Origin of the sequence: Corallococcus llansteffanensis (assembly GCF_003612055.1) — a bacterium.
Lineage (GTDB): Bacteria > Myxococcota > Myxococcia > Myxococcales > Myxococcaceae > Corallococcus > Corallococcus llansteffanensis.
This window is the reverse complement of the sequence record NZ_RAWB01000026.1, coordinates 1-15,650: the sequence shown is the minus strand read 5'-3', so window position 1 is coordinate 15,650 and position 15,650 is coordinate 1. Positions and strand designations below refer to the sequence as shown.

At 70.1% G+C, this 15,650-nt stretch carries 17 protein-coding genes; 4 read left to right on the top strand and 13 right to left on the bottom strand.

The genetic code is table 11. The annotated features are described in order from the left end of the window. Window positions 1-61: 61 nt before the first annotated feature. From selD to D7V93_RS04180, 6 genes are read right to left on the bottom strand one after another with little or no spacing between them, the layout of a single operon-like run. Complete coding sequence (selD, locus tag D7V93_RS04205; RefSeq protein WP_120642127.1) at window positions 62-1,120, bottom strand: selenide, water dikinase SelD; 1,059 nt, start codon at window positions 1,118-1,120, stop codon at window positions 62-64. 12 nt (window positions 1,121-1,132) lie between these two features. Further along, entirely contained in the window at window positions 1,133-2,077 is a 945-nt protein-coding gene (locus D7V93_RS04200; RefSeq protein WP_120642126.1) for an FHA domain-containing protein, read from the bottom strand. Between the two features lie 37 nt (window positions 2,078-2,114). Further along, a complete protein-coding gene (locus tag D7V93_RS04195) occupies window positions 2,115-2,837 on the bottom strand; it encodes a tetratricopeptide repeat protein (RefSeq protein WP_120611707.1) in 723 nt (240 codons plus the stop codon). 38 nt (window positions 2,838-2,875) lie between these two features. Next, window positions 2,876-3,580: a hypothetical protein gene (locus D7V93_RS04190; RefSeq protein ID WP_120642125.1), complete on the bottom strand. Its 705-nt coding sequence runs from the start codon at window positions 3,578-3,580 to the stop codon at window positions 2,876-2,878. Then, on the bottom strand, window positions 3,577-4,347 hold the full coding sequence (locus D7V93_RS04185) for an outer membrane protein assembly factor BamD (RefSeq protein ID WP_120642124.1): 771 nt from the start codon (window positions 4,345-4,347) through the stop codon (window positions 3,577-3,579). Before D7V93_RS04185 ends, D7V93_RS04190 begins: the two co-directional genes overlap by 4 nt. 12 nt (window positions 4,348-4,359) lie before the next feature. After that, a complete protein-coding gene (locus tag D7V93_RS04180; RefSeq protein WP_120642123.1) occupies window positions 4,360-4,866 on the bottom strand; it encodes a regulatory protein RecX in 507 nt (168 codons plus the stop codon). Window positions 4,867-4,901: 35 nt separating this feature from the next. On the opposite strand from D7V93_RS04180, the gene D7V93_RS04175 reads away from it, so the two are divergent. After that, a complete protein-coding gene (locus tag D7V93_RS04175) occupies window positions 4,902-5,639 on the top strand; it encodes a hypothetical protein (protein ID WP_120642122.1) in 738 nt (245 codons plus the stop codon). Window positions 5,640-5,657: 18 nt separating this feature from the next. Here D7V93_RS04175 and D7V93_RS04170 read toward each other — a convergent pair whose 3' ends face one another. From D7V93_RS04170 to D7V93_RS04155, 4 genes are all read right to left on the bottom strand, one after another. Next, window positions 5,658-7,082, bottom strand: coding sequence for a type IV pilus twitching motility protein PilT (locus tag D7V93_RS04170; RefSeq protein ID WP_120642121.1), 1,425 nt, complete (start codon window positions 7,080-7,082; stop codon window positions 5,658-5,660). Between the two features lie 136 nt (window positions 7,083-7,218). Further along, the gene (rpsI, locus tag D7V93_RS04165; protein WP_120611701.1) at window positions 7,219-7,620 is read right to left on the bottom strand and encodes a 30S ribosomal protein S9; all 402 of its coding nucleotides are present in this window, start codon (window positions 7,618-7,620) and stop codon (window positions 7,219-7,221) included. 9 nt (window positions 7,621-7,629) lie between these two features. Next, entirely contained in the window at window positions 7,630-8,076 is a 447-nt protein-coding gene (rplM, locus tag D7V93_RS04160) for a 50S ribosomal protein L13 (protein ID WP_120642120.1), read from the bottom strand. A gap of 179 nt (window positions 8,077-8,255) precedes the next feature. After that, on the bottom strand, window positions 8,256-10,322 hold the full coding sequence (locus D7V93_RS04155) for an ATP-dependent helicase (RefSeq protein ID WP_120642119.1): 2,067 nt from the start codon (window positions 10,320-10,322) through the stop codon (window positions 8,256-8,258). Window positions 10,323-10,356: 34 nt separating this feature from the next. Here D7V93_RS04155 and D7V93_RS04150 point away from each other — a divergent pair, with 34 nt between their 5' ends. Beyond that, window positions 10,357-10,917 (top strand): hypothetical protein, encoded by a 561-nt coding sequence (locus D7V93_RS04150; RefSeq protein ID WP_233582903.1) that lies wholly within the window; start codon window positions 10,357-10,359, stop codon window positions 10,915-10,917. A gap of 20 nt (window positions 10,918-10,937) precedes the next feature. Then, a complete protein-coding gene (locus tag D7V93_RS04145; RefSeq protein WP_244237099.1) occupies window positions 10,938-11,441 on the top strand; it encodes a caib/baif family protein in 504 nt (167 codons plus the stop codon). A gap of 21 nt (window positions 11,442-11,462) precedes the next feature. On the opposite strand, the gene D7V93_RS04140 is transcribed toward D7V93_RS04145, so the two are convergent. Beyond that, on the bottom strand, window positions 11,463-12,641 hold the full coding sequence (locus D7V93_RS04140) for a class I SAM-dependent rRNA methyltransferase (RefSeq protein ID WP_120642118.1): 1,179 nt from the start codon (window positions 12,639-12,641) through the stop codon (window positions 11,463-11,465). 8 nt (window positions 12,642-12,649) lie between these two features. Next, on the bottom strand, window positions 12,650-13,924 hold the full coding sequence (locus D7V93_RS04135) for a metallopeptidase family protein (RefSeq protein ID WP_120642117.1): 1,275 nt from the start codon (window positions 13,922-13,924) through the stop codon (window positions 12,650-12,652). 104 nt (window positions 13,925-14,028) lie between these two features. On the opposite strand from D7V93_RS04135, the gene D7V93_RS04130 reads away from it, so the two are divergent. After that, complete coding sequence (locus D7V93_RS04130) at window positions 14,029-14,619, top strand: Maf family protein (protein WP_120642116.1); 591 nt, start codon at window positions 14,029-14,031, stop codon at window positions 14,617-14,619. A 19-nt stretch (window positions 14,620-14,638) separates the two neighbouring features. Here D7V93_RS04130 and D7V93_RS04125 read toward each other — a convergent pair whose 3' ends face one another. After that, window positions 14,639-15,601 carry a hypothetical protein gene (locus D7V93_RS04125; RefSeq protein WP_120642115.1) on the bottom strand — a complete coding sequence of 321 codons (963 nt, stop codon included), beginning with the start codon at window positions 15,599-15,601 and terminating at the stop codon, window positions 14,639-14,641. Window positions 15,602-15,650 lie beyond the last annotated feature (49 nt).

Sequence of the window (15,650 nt, the reverse complement as noted above, 5' to 3'; positions counted from 1 at the left end):
CCCCGGATGCTACCGGAGCCCCGGCCCGGAGGCGAAATCCGGGCCCGAGGGCAAGGCGCCTTCAGCCCACCACGTCGATGCCCGGCCGGCCCGCCTGGACCTCGCCGATGAGGGACGCGTCCACGCCCGCCTTCTCCAGCGCCTGCACCGCCTTGAGCGCGTGGCGCGCGGGCACGCTGGCCAGGAGGCCGCCGTTGGTCTGCGCATCCGCCAGCAGCCACTGGATGTGCTCCGGCAGCCCTTCCGGGAAGCGGACCTTGGACTTCACATGGGCCAGGTTCGTCTTCGTCCCGCCCGGCACCACGCCCCCTTCGGCCAGGGCCGGCACCTCCGCGATGAGCGGGATGCGCTCCAGGTCCAAGAGCGCCTTCGTCTTCGCGCCGGTCATCATCTCCAGGAGGTGCCCCAGGAGGCCGTAGCCCGTCACGTCCGTGAGCGCGTGCACCTTGAAGGCGCCCGACGCGAACACCTCTCCGGCCGCCTTGTTGAGCGTGGCCATCTGCGCCGTCACCCGCTTCTGGAGCGACTTCGACGCGAGGCCCCGCTTGATGGCGGTGGTGGCGATGCCGGTGCCCACGGGCTTCGTGAGGATGAGGACGTCCCCGGGCTTCGCCCCTGCGTTGGTGAACACCTTCTTCGGGTGCACCACGCCGGTGACGGCCATGCCGTACTTGGGCTCCGGGTCGCGGATGCTGTGGCCGCCCAGGATGGGGATGCCCGCCTCGTCCGCCTTGGACTGGCCGCCCGCCAGAATCTTCTGCAGCACCTTGAGGGGCAGTTCGTCCGGGAAGCAGACGAGGTTGAGCGCGAACAGCGGCTTCGCGCCCATGGCCCAGATGTCCGACAGCGCGTTGGCCGCGGCGATGGCGCCGAACTGGAACGGGTCGTCAACAATCGGCGGGAAGAAGTCCACCGTCTCCACCACCGCGAGCCCCGGCGCCAGTTGGTACACCGCCGCGTCGTCGCTGGTGGTGAAGCCCACCAGGGCCTGCGGGGGCGCGGCCGTCTTCAGCCCGCCCAGCACCCGCGCCAGGTCCCCCGCCTTCAGCTTCGCCGCGCAGCCCGCGCAGTGGCTCATCTCGGTGAGGCGTTTCGCCTTCACCGGCTTCTCGCCCGCCATCGTGTCCCCGCCCTACTCCGCGCGCACGTAGTCGCGCTTCATGAGCTGCACCACGGATTCGGCCGTGAGCACGTCGTCGCCGTCCGAGTGGTCCAGCACCCCGCCCAGCGAGCCGTGGTTGTGCACGAGCTGCAGCACGTCCAAGAGCTCCGGCGTCAGCTCCTTGAGGGGCACCGTCAGCGGCTGCGCGAGGCGCAGCGCCGTGGCCATCTGGGGCAGCTGCGGCTGCAGGCGCTTGAACTCGTCCAGCTGCCGGAGCGCGTCCATTAGGAGCGCCTCGGTGGACGAGTCCAGCTCCACCATGAACTCCTGGCTGTCCGCGGCGCGCAGCTCGAAGTCACCCTCTTCCCAGGTGACGATGCGGTTGAAGCTCTTCTGCGGGCCCAGGTTGTGGTTGTCGTCGATGACCGCGTAGTACACGCGGCCCTGGCGCAGGTAGATGCGGCCCTCGTGGGCGTTGTTCACCACGAGCACGCCGTTCTTCTTCGACGTGTGGAAGAGCTGGAGCAGGTCCGGGAGGGGGATTTCCTCGATCTTCCCCGTCATGGAGCTGGCCTTGGTGGTGCGCGCGGCCTGGGCGGCGGCGGCCTCCTCCAGCTTCTGCTTGACCACGCTCTCGTCCACGGCGGCGCTCTCCGCGCCCTGGTGCACGAGCTTGAGGATGGAGGTGCCGATGAGGATGCGGTCCCCCTCCTTCAGCCGGGCCTGCTTCACCTTCTCGCCGTTGACGAAGGTGCCGTTGGTGGACCCCAGGTCCTCGATGGTGATCTTCCCATCGGAGAACAGGATCTTCGCGTGCTTGCGCGAGACCATGTCCTCCACGAGCACCATGTCCAACTCGCTCGACCGTCCCACGACGATCTGCTTGTCGGACTTCAGCGGGAACTCACCGCCCTGGTACTTCCCGGAGATGAACTTGAGGGCGTAGGACTTCGCCGTACCGCTCGGAGTGCTCACGGTGCCGCGACCTCGATGATGGAAGTTGCCATGGTGCTCAACCCGTCACTTCCGCCTTCCCCGGGTCTTTCACCAGGTTCAGGTACATCTGCGCGCTCTTGTTGCCGGGGCTGCGCACGAGCACGTCTTCCCAGACCTTGACCGCCTCGTCACGGCGTCCCGCCGAATAGAGTGCGATTCCGTAATTGATCCGTCCAGGAATGTACGACGGATTCTGCGCGATCACCTGTTCGTACTCGGCGAGCGCGGCCACGTTGTCCCCGGCATCCCTCAGCGCGTTGCCCAGCTTGAGGCGGATGTCCACGAACTCCGGGAAGTGCGCGAGCGCGCGGCGGTACTCTTCAATCGCGCGGGCCCACACGCCGCTGGAGGCGAACACGTCGCCGATGTCGGCGTACATGTTGGCCACCTTCTTCATGACGTACGGGTCCAGCTCGCCGGGGGCGCCCTTCTGGCGGGAGAGGGCGGCCTGGTAGACCTCCTTCGCCTCCGCGTACTTCCCCATGTCGTTGTAGATGACCGCCAGGTTGAGCGCGGCCTCCGTGTACGCGGGGTTGAGTCGCAGCGCGGACTCGAAGGCCCGCTGCGCCCGGGCGAACTGGCCCTGGTCGTGGTAGATGATGCCGAGCATGTTGTAGACGTCGGCGAAGGTCGGATTCTGCTCGACCACCTTCGTCAGGTACTGCTCGGCCTGGGCGTACTGCTTCTTCTCGAAGGAGCCGCGCCCGAGGGTCAGTAGCTGCTTGAGGGCTTCTTCCATGACTCGGCCCCGCGCGGGCCCCGTCCTCCTCGGGTAGCCTACATGAGCCCGGGCGAAAACAAGAATTGATCGCCCTTGCGTACGAGCAAAAGCGGTCGTTCCCCCCGGGTGTCCACCGGGCGCGACGGAAGGTCGCCCTCCAGCCGGTAGTGCTCCGTCACCGCCGCCTCGTCCCGCTCCAGCCGCACGTACCACGCCGCCACCGTCAGGCGCCGCTTGCCCAGGGGGGCCATTTCCGCCCACGCCTGCCCCGCGCCGCCGTCGCCGCCTTCGCCCACCAGCCGTGACAACTCCTGGGGGAGCCCCTGCTCCAGGGCGCGCCGCCGGGCCTCCAGCGCGGCCACCGCCGCCACCAGCCGGGGCGCCACCGAGGGCTCCGGCTTCCACTTCCCGGACGCGCGCGTGAAGGGCACGCGCTCCACCCCGGCGGTGCTGACGACGGTGGCGCCCAGCGTGCCCTCGAAGTCCAGCGTCGCGTAGGCCTCCGCGCTCTGGCCGTCCGGCGCCACCGACACGGCGATGCGCGCGTACTGGAACTTGCGGGAGACGAGCGGCAGCGGGGAGCCGGGCACGGGCAGCGACACGCCGTCGTGTTCGGCTTCCTTGAGGACGGTGATGATCTCCGCCTCCGGACCGGCCGCGGCGCCCAGCAGGCGCGGGCCGAAGAACAGGAGGGCGGAGGCCACGGCGAGGGCGGCGATGCCGATGCCGCCCAGCCGGCCCCAGTCCTCCAGGCGCCTCACGACCCCAGCAGCTTCTGGGCGCGCTCGGCGGCGGGCGTGCCCGGCAGGCGCTTGATGACCTGGCGCAGCGTGTCCTGGGCGCGCTGCGGGTCGTTGAGCTTCCCGTAGGCCTCGTGCAGGTCGAAGAGGGCCTGCTCCTCCAGCGGGGTGCCCGGGTAGTCCTTGAGCAGCCCTTCCAGGCGCTGGGCCACGGCCTTCCAGCGCTCGCGCTTGGCGTAGAACGACGCGACGTACAGCTCGTGGCGGGCCAGCCGCTGGCGGGCGTCGTTGGCCTTCTCCGTCGCGTCCTTCACGTACTGCGAATCCGGGTACTGGCGCAGGAACAGGTTCATGGCCCGGAGCGCGTCGTACATGGGCTTCTGCTCCTTCTCGTACGAAGGCGGCAGGGCGAAGAACTCCGACGGGAACTCCTCCACGTAGGAGAGGGCCAGCCGGTACGCGGCGTAGTCCACCTTGGCGTGGGTGGGGTGCAGCTTGATGAAGGAGTCGAACTTCTCGCGCGCCTCCGGGTACGCCTCCCGGGCGAAGTCCAGGTCCGCCAGCTTCAGCTCCGCCTCGCGGGCCGCCTCCAGGTACGGGTACTTGACGCGGACGTGGTCGAAGTACTTCTCCGCCTTGAGGAAGTCCTTGTCCTCCAGCGCGGCGTCACCCAGCGCCAGGTTCTCGGCGGCCTGGCTGGCGTAGTTGGGCTCGCCCGCGGTTCCCTGGGTCAGGGACGCGCAGCCGGAGAGGAGCAGGACGGACAGACAGAGGACGACAGAGCGCATCACGCCCCCAAACTATTCGTCCTGCCCGGAGGGGTCCAGCGAAGGTTCACCCACCAGTTGGGTCACGATGTCGGGCGCGAAACCCCGGCTGAGCAGGAGTCGTCCGGCCCGCGCCTGCTCCTTCGCGTCCAGCGGGCGGCCGGCCAGGCGCCGGCGCTCCAGCACCTGGCGGGCGGCGGCCAGCGCGTCGAAGCCCACCGCGTCCTTCGCCGAGGCGAGGGCCTGCCGGGCCACCGCGCCCTCCAGGCCGTGCGCCTGGAGCCGCTGGAGGACGGCGCGGGGCCCCAGCTTCCCCTTGCCCAGCAGGGACGCGGCCCGTTCACGGGCGAACTTCGCGTCGTCCAGGTAGCCCCACTGCCCGAGCCGGGCGAGCACCGCTTCGCGCACGGGACCGGCGTAGCCCTTGCGCTCCAGCGCGAGCGTCAGTTCATGGCGGCTGCGGGCGCGCACCGCGAGCAGGCGCAAGCAGGCGTCGGTAGCGCGCTGGACAGCCTCCGGGCCTTCGGGCTCCTCAACCATCGCGGAGTCCCTACCATGTGGTAACAGGCCCCGCCATGCACCCCGTTCTTGCCCGCTTCCTCACCGCCGATGCCGCCAAGGAGACGCTTCGCAAGGAGAAGGCGGGTGAACCGCTCACTCCTGAGGAGCAGCACTTCGTGGCCGCCGCCGACGCGAACCCCAAGCAGCGCGCGATGCTGCAGGGCGTGAGCGGCCGCGCGCTGTCGTCCGACGCCCAGGCCTCGCTGGTGCTGCTGGCCGCGCACGCCGCCGCCCGCGCCCTCACGGAGGACCCGGCGCTCGCGACCGCCAGCCAGAAGGCGCGCGAGGCCCTCAAGGAAGAGGGCGCGAGCGACGAGGAGTCCGACGCCTTCATCGCGTCCATCCTCCTGGAGGAGGCCTTCGGGTACGAGCAGGACGTGGACTCCTTCGACGCCGACTACGTGAAGGAGTCCCTGGGCGAAGTGCCCGCGCTGGCCGCGCTGTCCAAGGAGACCGTGGACGCGCTGTTCCTCGCGTTCATCAAGGGCGCGCCGTCCGAACCGGACCGCAAGGCGCGCGAGCACATGGCCCGCGCCCTCTTCGAAATCGCCTGGTCGGAGGGGCCCACGTCCATCAACCCGGAGCACCTGGAGACGCTGCTCGACAACGAGGTCGTCCAGGAGTCCGACGAGGTGCAGGACGCGCGCGTGCGCGCCACCGTGTCGCTCTTGCAGACCCTGGCCCACCAGGGACTGGTGGGCCCGCTGCGCCTCACCCGGCTGCGCGCGCAGTTGGGGGATGACGACGCCTGAGCGGCGCCGTCGGGAGCATCAGAAGCGCTCGATCTGGAAGTCGTCGTCGCCCCCGGCCGCCGGAGCGGGCGCGGGCACCGGAGCGGGCGTGGGCGGACGGGCCGCCTGGGGCGGAGGCAGCGGCCGGCCCTGGACGACGCCGGGCGCGGGCGCGGGCGGGCGAGGAGCCTGGGCCGCGACACCGGGCGGAGGCGCCGCCGGCCGGGCCGCCACGGGCGCGCCGGGGCGCGGAGCCTGGGCCTGGGCGGGCGCGGGCGGCGCCGCGGGAGCCGCCTGTGCGGGTGCCCCCTTCTGCGCGAAGGACGCGGAGCCCGGGATGGGACGCTCGTCGCCGGCCTTGGCGTCGAAGTTGTCCCACTTCGAGTCGGACGTGCCGCTGATGCCGGAGAAGCGCAGCGCGAAGTCGTCCGGGTTGCTGGCCTGGCGGTGGGCCTCGTCGTAGGTGACGAGCCCGTTGCGCACGAGGCTCATCAGCGACTGGTCGAAGGTCTGCATCCCGTAGGAGTCCGTGCCCTGCGAGATGGCGTCGTGGATCTCCTTCGTACGGTCCTTGTCTTCAATCAGCTCACGCACGCGCGCGGTGACGCGAAGCACCTCCACCGCCGCCACGCGGCCCTTGCCGTCCGCGCGCGGCACGAGCCGCTGGCTCACCACGCCGCGCAGCACGCTGGAGAGCTGCAGGCGCACCTGCTTCTGCTGGTGCGGAGGGAAGGCGGACACGATGCGGTTGATGGTCTCCGTCGCGTCCAGCGTGTGCAGCGTGGACATCACGAGGTGGCCCGTCTCCGCCGCGTGGAGGGCCGTCTCAATGGTTTCGTGGTCGCGCATTTCGCCCACGAGGATGACGTCCGGGTCCTGGCGCAGCGCGCTCTTGAGGGCCTGCGAGAAGCTCATCGTGTCCACGCCGACTTCGCGCTGGTTCACGATGGAGCGCTTGTCGCGGATGAGGAACTCGATGGGGTCCTCGATGGTCATGATGTGGTTGGTCTCGTTGGAGTTGATGAAGTCGATCATCGCCGCCAACGTCGTGGACTTGCCGGAGCCCGTGGTGCCCGTCACCAGCACCAGCCCGCGCTCCTCGCCGCACACCTTCTCCAGCACCGTGGGCAGCAGCAGGTCCTTCATCGTCATGACCTTGAAGGGGATGACGCGCAGCACCGCGCCCACCGTGCCGCGCTGCTGGAAGACGTTCACGCGGAAGCGGCCCAGGCCGGGCACTCCGTAGGCCAGGTCCACCTCGTTGCTGACCTTGAACTTCTCCTTCTGGAACTCGTTCATGATGCCGAACGCCATGCGCGCCACCTCTTCCGGAGGAAGGCGGCGGCCGTCCTTGAGCGGCACCAGCGACCCGTCCACGCGGAACATGGGCGGCAGGCCCGCCTTCAGGTGGATGTCGGAGGCACCGCCGCGCAGGGCGATCTGCAGGATTTCGTTGAGTTCCATGGGAGGGCCCGGATGGTAGCAGAACGCCCGCGCGGCCCGCGACGGGACACCCGGCGGCGACCCCGCAAAGCAAAACGGCGGAGGTCCCTTGAGAGGACCCCCGCCGAGGAGCGGCTCCAGCGAGCCGGCAAGCAGACTAGCGCTTGGAGAACTGGAACCGACGACGGGCGCCGGGCTGGCCGTACTTCTTGCGCTCGACCGCGCGAGCATCGCGGGTGAGGAAGCCGGCCTTCTTCAGCGCCGGACGGAACTCCGGGTTGAAGGCGCACAGCGCGCGCGCGATGCCGTGACGGATGGCACCGGCCTGACCAGAGAGGCCGCCGCCGCGCACGTTGACCGTGACGTCGAGCTTGCCCTTCTGCTCCAGGATGTCGAGCGGCTGGTTGAGCACCATCTTCGACGTCTCACGGCCGAAGTACTCGTTGATGTCGCGGCCGTTGATGACCACGAGGCCATTGCCAGGACGCAGCCACACGCGAGCGGTGGCCTCCTTGCGGCGGCCGGTGGCGTAGAAACCGAGTTCGGGATTGATCGCCATGGCTGTTCCTTACGCCTCGACCTTGTACGCCACCGGCTTCTGGGCGGTGTGCGGATGGGTATCACCAGCATAGACCTTGAGCTTCGTCATCATCTGACGGCCCAGGGCGCTGCGCGGAAGCATGCGGCGGACGGCATTGAGGATGACGTCCTCAGGGTGCCGCTCGCGGAGCTTCTGCAGGTTGGTGATCTTCAGGGCGCCGGGGAAACCCGCGTACGGGTGACGGTAGTACAGCTTGTCCGTCTCCTTCGTACCCGTCACCTTCACCTTGTCGGCGTTGATGACGATGACGTGGTCGCCCGTGTCGATGGACGGGGTGTACGTCGGCTTGTGCTTGCCCTTGAGGAGGGTGGCAATCTGACTGGCGGCGCGGCCAAGCACCTTGTCGGACACGTCGATGACGTGCCACTGGCGCTTGATGTCCGCGGCCTTGGCGCTGTAGGTCTTCTGCGACATTTCGTGCACTCCAAACTTCGGCGCGACACCCAGGTGCATGCCAGGGGACGCGTGCTCGTGCGAAACCAACCGCGGGTCCTCCGCCAAAACTCCGACAGAAGCCCGGAAAGGCCGAACCTCCTAGCGGGACCCTGGGATCAAGTCAAGGTCGGGCGCATGGGGCCTGGAAATCCGGCCGCCTAGGGCGCCCTGCCGGCCGGTCCCGGGCCCGGTCCCCCGGGGGGAGGCTTCTTGAAGCGCTCCTTCAGGTTGGCGAAGAAGTTCTTCTCCTTCTCGTCCGGCGGTCCCTGACGCGGCGCGTCCATGTCGACGTTCTCGAAGGCGTCCGGGGGCAAATCTTCCAGGAAGCGCGAGGGGGTGCGGGGCACCTCCTTGCCGCGCTTCACGCGCACGGTGGAGCGCGTGAGGTACAGCAGCTCCTTGGCGCGGGTGATGCCCACGTAGCAGAGCCGGCGCTCCTCCTCGAGGTTCTGCGCCTCGCCCTGCATGCCGCCGTGGGGCATCAGGTCCTCCTCCATGCCGATGAAGAAGACGAGCCGGTACTCCAGGCCCTTGGAGGCGTGCAGCGACATGAGCGTCACGCGGCGGTTCTGGCCGGGGACCTCCTCCTCCTCCTGGCGCGTGTCCAGGCTGAGGCGGTTGAGGTATGTGAGGAGGCTGGCCTTGGGGCCCTCGCGCTTCTCGAACTTCTCCAGCGACGCGAGCACGTGGTCCACGCTCTTGAGCTTCTTGTCCGCGGCGGTGCCGGAGACGGCCTTGGCCCGCGTGGCCTCGCGAAAGCCGATCTCCTCCAGCAGCTTCTGCGTCGCCTCCGACAGCCGGGGGGCCTGGGAGAAGGCGTCGCGGTAGCGCTCCACCATCTCCACGAACTCCAGCACCTTGCCGCCCGCGCCCGCCGGCAGGTCCTCGTAGGTCTCCGCGCGGCGCATCGCGGTCCACAGCGTGACGCCTTCGGCGCGCGCGTGCCCGTGCAGCCGCTCCATCGTCACGTCGCCAATGCCTCGCGCCGGCACGTTGACGATGCGCATGAGGGAGATTTCATCCAGCCGGTTGGCGAGCACCTTGAAGTACGCGATGACGTCCTTCACCTCGCTGCGGTCGAAGAACTCGCTGCCGCCCACGACCTCGTAGGCGATGTTCTTCTCGCGCAGCATCTCCTCCACGGCGCGGGACTGACCGTTGGTGCGGTAGAGCACCGCGATGTCGTCCGCGGCGATGCCCTGGGAGATGTGCTTCTGGATTTCATGGGCGATGAAGCGGGCCTCCTCCTCGTCATTGGGGCACGCCACCACCTTCACGAGCTCGCCGCCCCGCCGGTCGGTCCACATGCGCTTGTCCTTGCGCTCGGGGTTCTTGGCGATGACGGCGTTGGCCGCGTCCAGCACGCGCTGGGATGAGCGGTAGTTCTGCTCCAGCCGCACCTCCTTGCCGCCCGGGAAGTGCCGGTCGAAGTCGAGGATGTTGCGCACCTCCGCGCCCCGCCACGAGTAGATGCACTGGTCGTCGTCACCCACCGCGCACACGTTGCGCGACTCGCCCGCGAGCAGCTTGAGCAGGTCCAGCTGGGCGTGGTTGGTGTCCTGGAACTCGTCCACCAGCAGATAGCGGAAGCGCTGCGTGTACTTGCGGTGCAGGTCCGGGTGTTCGCGCAGCAGGCGCGCGGGCAGCACCAGCAGATCATCGAAGTCCACCGAGCCCTGCGCCTTGAGCGCGAGCTGGTAGTCCGCGAACACCATGGCGGTGATGAGGTCGTAGTCGTCCCCCAGCCCTTCGCCTTTGGGCTGCGGCACCTCCCCGGAGTTCTTCGCCTTGGAGATGAGGGTGAGGACCTTGCGCGCGTCGAAGGCGCGGTCGTCGATGCGCTTCTCGCGCATGGCGCGGCGGATGATGGCCAGCTGGTCGCCCATGTCCGCGATGGCGAACTTCCGGGGCCAGCCCAGCCGGTGGATGTCCTCGCGCAGCACCTCCGCGCCGAACGCGTGGAAGGTGCACACCAGCACGCCCTGGGCGCGCGGGCCGGCCATGTGGACCAGCCGCTCCTTCATCTCCGTGGCGGCCTTGTTGGTGAAGGTGACGGCCAGGATGTTGCGGGCCAGCAGGTGGCCCGGCCGCTCGTTGAGCAGGTGGACGATGCGGTGGGTGATGACCCGCGTCTTGCCGCTGCCGGCGCCCGCCAGCACGAGCAGGGGACCCTCGGTCGTCAGCACCGCCTCACGCTGTGGAGGATTGAGCTTCGAAAGGTCCATTGCGCGCAGGCCGGGGATACCCTTTGATTCGTTCGTGCGCGACTATTTCCTACGGCTGGCCACCGCGACGCTCGCGCTGTGCGTGGGCGGCGGATGCCTTGACGACGCACGCACGACATCTCCCACCCCGCGCGATGTGGTGACGACCGCCGCACCGTGCGTGTACTTCAAGGACCTGGCGCCCTTCCTGCCCGACACGCTGGAGGGCTTCACGGTGGGCTCCACCGGGGGCTCCACCGGCAAGTACGGGGACGTGTCCGTGTCGGAGGCGGAGCGGACCTACACGCGCGGCGAGGGCCGTGAGGTGAAGGTGCGCATCGTGGACACCACGATGGGGCTCAAGCTGGGGCAGGCCATCCGGGAGGCGGCGCAGAAGGCCAGAGGCCGTGCGGCGAGCGACCCGACGGCCCCCATCCAGTGGAAGGAGGCCGTGGGCTTCGTGCGCTATGACGCGGACGAGGCCGTGGCGGAAGCCAACCTCCTGGTGGGCGACCGCTTCGTGGTGGCCGTCACCAGCCGTGGCTTCCCCAGCACCGTGGAGGTGCGACGGGTGGCACGCGGCATCGACCTGGCCGGGCTTGCCCGGCTGCAGTGATTCAAGTTCAAGGAGCGGACGTGGCGGTGAAGGAGAAGGGGTCCCGGCCCCAGACGGCCCAGGAGTTGTTGGAGCAGGAGAAGTCAGCGCGCCTGGGGGTGTCCTCCCTGGGCAAGCGCGAGTTCCTGGAGCAGTTCCAGAAGCTGTCCAAGAGCTACGCGGTGGACCCGGGCAACCCGGGCTCCTACGCGTGCGAGGGCTGTCAGCGCTGCGCCAACTGCATGTTCTGCAAGGACTGCGACAGCTGCCACCAGTGCACGCACTGCACCCGGTGCGAGCTGTCCACCAACTGCTCGCACTGCGTGGAGTGCAAGAACTGCCACGCGTGCGCCTACTGCGTGCAGAGCGAGAACTGCTCCAACAGCGCGTACGTGGTGCTGAGCAAGAACCTGCAGGACTGCAACTACTGCTTCGGCTGCGTGGGCCTGTCCAAGAAGGACTTCCACATCCTCAACGTCGGCTTCCCCCGCACCGAGTACTTCAAGGTCGTGGGGAGGCTGCGCAAGGACCTGGGCATCCCGTAGCGCGGCCTCCTCCCGCCCCCGTCACAGGGCGCGCACGTAGAGCGCCTTGAGGTATTCCGTCTCCAGCAGGCCCGCGAGCACCGGGTGGTCCAGCCCGGCGCCGCGGCGCTCAAGGATCTGCACCGGCCGCTTCGCGTCCACGGCCGCGTCCAGCACCATGGACTCGAAGCCCTCGCGGTCCAGCTTCCCCGAGCACGAGCACGTCACCAGCAGCCCCTCCGGCTTGAGGCAGCGCAGGGCGCGCAAGTTGAGCTCGTGGTAGGCGCGCAGCGCGGTGGCCAGCCCCTCGCGGCGCTTGGCGAGCCCCGGCGGGTCCAGGACGATGGTGTCGAAGCGGCGGCCCTCCTGGTCGAAGCGGCGCAGCACGTCGAAGGCGTTGGCGTTCTCCACCTTCACGTTGGCGCGGCCGTTGGCGTCGGCGTTGGACTTCGCGCGCGCGGCGGCCTTCGCGTCCTGCTCCACCGCGAGCACCGACGTGCAGTGCTTCGCGAGCGCGAGCGCGAAGCCGCCGTGGTAGCTGAAGCAGTCCAGCGCGTCCCCCCGGCCCAGCTCGCCCGCGCGCAGGTGGTTGTCCACCTGGTCCAGGAACGCGCCCGTCTTCATGTCGCCCAGCAGGTCGACCTCGAAGCGGTTGTCGCCCTCGTGGTAGCTGAAGCGCGCATCGCCCTCGCCGTGCAGCAGGCGCACCTCGCGGGGCAGGCTCTCGAAGTCGCGGCCGGAGGCGTCGTCGCGGCACACCACGTGGGTGGCGCCCGTCTTCTCCACCAGGATGCGCGCGAGCATCTCCTTGCGGGCGTCCATGCCCTCGGAGAGCGTCTGCACGGTGAGGCCCGGGCCGTAGCGGTCCACGAAGAAGCCGGGCAAGAGGTCCGCCTCGCCGTGCACGAGCCGCAGGCCGTCCCGTCCGGGGAGCACCGCCCGGCGGGCGAGCGCGGCCTCCACGCGGCGGCGGAAGAAGGCGTCGTCCACCTTCTCCTCGGCGGGGCTCTTGCGCGTCAGCAGGCGCAGGGCGAGCGGGGAGCGGCGGGCGTAGAGCGCCTGGCCGATGGGGTTGCCCTGCGGGTCCACCACTGCGACCACCGCGCCCGGCGTGTCGGTGGCGGGGGGCTCCATCAGCTCCGTGCGGTACAGCCAGGGGGTGCCACGACGCAGCGTCTTGGCGCCCTTCAGGCTGACACGGGCAGTGGGAAGGGAAGGCATGTGGGGGCTCACTCCAGGCCGCGTGCGGCCAGTTCCTCGTCGTCCTCCCCTCGCAGATGCCCGATTTCATGCAGCAGTGTCACGCGAATCTGTTCGCGCAGCTCCTCGGGCGTGCGCACGGCCCGGGCCAGGTTGCGCCGGTAGAGGGCCACGGAGCGGCACGGCGTCTCCGTCCCGTCGCACGGTTCGTTGAGGGACGGCCCCCGGAACAGGCCCAGGATGGTGGGCGACAGGGGTGGCTGGTTGGCGAGCAGGTCGTCCTCCGAGGGGAGCTCCTCGGTGGCCACCGGCACGCCCGCCAGGTCGCTGCGCATGTCCTGCGGCAGGTCCGCCAGCGCCCGCGTCACCTGGGTCTTGAACTCCTCCGGAGACGGCAGGGGCGGCGGGGGGAAGTCCTCGGGCTCCAGCGCGCGGGCCTGCGCGAAGTGCTCCTCGGCCTGCTTCCATCGCCCCTCGCGCTCCAGGAGCAGCCCCAGGTGCTGGTGGGCGTGGGCGGCGCGCTCCTTGTCCGTCAAGAGCGACGCGAAGGCCGCCTTCGCCTCGCGGAAGCGGCACAGCTCGAAGAGGGCCAGGGCCTTCTCGTACTTCGCCTCGGCGTTGGCCGGCTCGCGCGCCAGGACAATGGCCGCGCGCTCCAGCGCCTGGTCCGCCTGCCCCAGGTCGTTGAAGGCCATCGCCGCCACCAGCGCCAGGGACGGGACGAGCTCCGGGGGCGTGGCGGGCTGGGACAGGCCGCGCTCGGCGTAGAGCGCGCCCAGTTCGTCCCGCTCGCGCGTGGAGGACAGCTGCACCGCGTACAGGTGCGCGGCGCCCAGCAGCGCGTCCGGGTCCCCCGGATCGATGGCCAGCGCCCGGGCGAAGGCGAGCTGCGCCTCGGGCACGCGGTCGAGCGAGGCCAGGGCCGCGCCGCGCTCGGCGTGGGCGGCGGCCAGGTCCGGCTCCTGCGCGGCGGCCTGCGCGGCGCAGGAGAGCGCCTCGTCGAAGTGGCCCTCGTCGTAGTAGCGGCGGGCCGCGTCCAGGGGGGCCTCGCCCCGCGCGTCGCACACGGCCAGCGGGTGCACCTCCTCCACGGCGTCATCCGGCGGCGTCACGGAGGCCAGGGGGCCCCCATCGCCGGAGCCCGCGTCCAGGCCTGCATCCAGGCCCGTGGCGGCGAGCGGCCCCGCGTCCGCGCTCACGGTGGCCCGCGCACCCGCATCCGTGCCCGCGTCGGCGGCGGCCGGAGGTGAGCGTTTGCAGGAGGCGAGCAGGAGACAGACAGCGAGCAGACCGCGCCGCGACATGGACCGGGAGGCTATGGCATCCGCCCCATCCACCGGAAGCGGGGACGTGCCTGCCCGCTCGAAGGGTCCCTTCCCCACCCCGGCTGCACTACCCTGCCCTTCCCATGAAGAACTCCGGCGAACTCATCCTGGCGTCCACCTCCAGCGCGCGGAAGGCGCTGATGGACGGACTGGGCCTGCCCTACCGCACCGAAGCCCCGGGCGTGGACGAACACGTGGCCGCCTCCCTGTCCGCCGAGGAAGCCGTCCGGAGTCTCGCGGCGCGCAAGGCCCGCGCGGTGCACGAGCGCCATCCGGGAGCGTGGGTGCTGGGCGCGGATCAGCTCGTGGAGGTGGGCCGCGACGTGCTGGGCAAGCCCCAGGACCGCGACGCCGCGCGAGGGCAGCTCCAGCGGCTTCTGGGCCACACCCACGCCATCCACACTGGCGTGTGCCTGGTGGGCCCCGGAGGCCGCCTCACGGAGGCCGTGGAGACCACGCGCCTTACGTTCTTCCCCGTCCCGCCCGAGGAGTTGGAGCGCTACCTGGACACCGGCGAGTGGGAGGGCTGCGCGGGCAGCTACCGCGTGGAGGGCCAGGGACAGGCACTGCTCGCGAAGCTGGAGGGTGACCGCACCAACGTGCAGGGACTGCCCATGCTGTCGGTGGTGCGGCTGTTTCGGCAGGCGGGCTTCACGTTCTTCACCCGCCCGTGACGCCCGGTGCCGGAGCCCGTCACCCGGCGCTGGAAAGCTCCGCCAATATCTCCTGGTACGCGGCGCGGGCCTTGTCGGACTGATCCGCCTTGAAGCTCACCGCGGACACCACCGGGTGCCCGCCGCCGCCGTAGCGGCCGGCGATGGCGGCCAGGTCGTGCTTGCGCGTCTCCGGCCTCCACGGGTTGGAGCCCAGGGACACCTTGGCGCGCGACGCGCCCCGGCCCACCCACAGCGTGTAGCGCGCGTCCGGGTAGAGCGCGTAGGCGATGAACTTGTTGAGGCTGTCCACGCCCTCGTCCACCAGGTCGAAGAAGACGACGCCGTGCTCGTAGCGGGCCTTCTCGCGCACGAGGTCGATGTTGCGCTGGTGCCGGAAGAGCAGCGGCTCCAGCGGGGCGGCGATGAGGGGCGAGGCGGCGATGTCCGCGAGCGACTCGGACTGCATCCGGCGGATGACCTCCGGGATGAGGGTGTCGTCCTTCGTGGACTCCAGCACCGTCATGATGCGCAGCGCGGGCTCCTCCAGCGCCACCGCCATCTGGGGGCTGGGGAACTGCGCCCCGTCGATGAGCTCCGCCCAGTGCAGCAGGTCCGACAGCGGCGACGCGTCCCAGCCGAAGCGCTCGCGAACCACGTCCGCCAGGTACAGCGTGCAGCTCTTGCGGTGCCCGTCGTGGAACTTCTGGCCGCTGGTGTCGCGCTGGAAGTGGGACTCGTCCCCGGGCTGCTGGAAGGCGGAGGCGTGGTGGTCGAACCACCAGGTGAGCCGCGCGTCCTGGCTGTAGCGGAAGTCGACGATGACGTTCTCGTCCCCGGTGAAGACCGCCGGGTCGATGCCCTCCGCGCCCGGCTTGTGGGACAGGCCCCGGTAGCCGAACGTCGCGTCCGCCCGCACGCGCTCCCGGTAGAAGCGGGTGAAGACCGCGGCGCTGGCCGCGCCGTCGAAACAGTTGTCGTGGAAGAGGACCTGGACTCGCATGGCGGTCCGCCCTTTACCCTGAATCCTCCGCCCCCGCCCACCCGACCTC